At 69.4% G+C, this 1529-nt stretch carries 1 protein-coding gene and 1 pseudogene (1 of these 2 only partly in view); both read right to left on the bottom strand.

All coding sequences use genetic code 11. The annotated features are described in order from the left end of the window. The coding region (locus K789_RS0113090; RefSeq protein ID WP_024367143.1) for an AAA family ATPase at window positions 1–805 on the bottom strand (805 nt) is incomplete at its 3' end. Further along, window positions 802–1529, bottom strand: a pseudogene (locus K789_RS23080) (exonuclease SbcCD subunit D) (it continues 456 nt past the right edge of the window). The gene K789_RS0113090 and the pseudogene K789_RS23080, both read right to left, overlap by 4 nt.

Raw genomic sequence — 1529 nt, 5'->3', positions numbered from 1 at the left:
CAGCGCGCAGCATCTCCGCCTCCAGGGCAGCCGCGCGTCGCTGCTTTGCGGCGGTGGCGGCATTCGCCTCCAGCCAGGTCAGGAAGGAGTCAGGATCAGCCCGGTCCGGCGCATCCTCCGTGTCGAGCTCCAGGGTGGCTGTTTCGGCCTCCGCCTGGACGAGCAGGAGCTCCAGCTGGCCGTTCAGGCTGGCGACCTCGGTGCGGGCTGCCTGCGCCTTCCGGCCGAGTTCCTGTTCCACGGCCTCGAAACGCTGGGTGCCGAAGAGGCTCTGGAGCAGCTCGAGACGGTCGGTGGCCTTGGACCGCAGGAAGGCCGCGAACTCGCCCTGTGGCAGCATCACCACACGGGTGAACTGTTCCCGGTTCATGCCGAGGACGTCTGCGATCTCGGCGCCGGCCTCGTCGTTCCGGCCGGACTTCTCGATCCATTCGCCGTCGACGCGTTCGCGGAGCAGCGTGTTGGCCTGCTGCACAGTGAAGCCGTTCTTGCCCCGGGCGCTGGGCTTGTCCCAGGCGGGAGAGCGGGAGACTTCGAAGTGCCGGCCGCGGGCGGAGAATTCGCACGTGACCCGGGGCTCCGCTGCAGCCTCGGCGTGGTCGCTGCGCAGCCGCTTGCCGTCCTGCCGCGCCCCGGGCACCGACCCGTAGAGCGCGAAACAGATGGCGTCCAGGACGCTGGTCTTGCCGGCTCCCGTGGGACCGTTCAGCAGGAACAGCCCGTGCGCGCTCAGCCGGTCAAAGTCGATGTGTTCGGTGGCGGCGAAGGGCCCGAAGGCGGAGATCTCGAGACGATGGATCCTCACAGGGAACTTCCTTCCAGGCGCACGGATTCCAGGGCCTCGGCAAAGACAGCTGCCTCACCGTCGTCGGCGGCCCGTCCGCGGACGTGCTCCAGGAAGCCGCAGCAGACGGAGAGGTCGTCCTCGGCCTCGGCGAGCCTGCTGCTGTAGCTGGTTTTTGCGGCGGCACCGGCACCTTCGGGGTCGAACCCCAGCACCAGGGTGTCGGGGAACCGCGAGCGCAGCCGTTCCATGGCCTGGGCCGGGCGCTGGGCATCGGTCAGGGTGATCTGGCAATAAGCTGATTCGGCCCACGCGTGGTCCTCGGCCACCAGCAGTTCCTCCAGCTTCCCGCGCAGCACGGCCAGGGTCCGGGGAGCTTTCCAGAGCACCTCACGGACCAGGCTGATGCCGCCCTCGTCGACGTCCAGGAGCCAGCTGCCCTTCTTGTGCTTCGCCTCGGAGAAGGAGTAGGCGAGCGGAGAGCCGGAGTAGCGGACGGTCGGCGAGAGCTCCTGCCGGCCGTGCAGGTGGCCGAGCGCCGTGTAGCCAAAGCCGTCGAAGAGATCCAGCGGCACCGCGCCGACGCCGCCGATGCTGAGGTCCCGTTCGCTGTCGGAGCTGATCCCGCCGCTGGCGAACGTGTGCGCCAGGACCACGGAATGGACCGTGCGCGTTGCGGCCCGGGCCGCAAGATCGTCACGGATGCGGGCCGTGGCCGCCCTGGTCACCTCGAAGTGGCTGGCGG

It is taken from the genome of Arthrobacter sp. TB 26 (genome assembly GCF_000427315.1).
Classification (GTDB): domain Bacteria; phylum Actinomycetota; class Actinomycetes; order Actinomycetales; family Micrococcaceae; genus Arthrobacter.
This window is presented reverse-complemented; position numbering and strand designations above follow the sequence as displayed.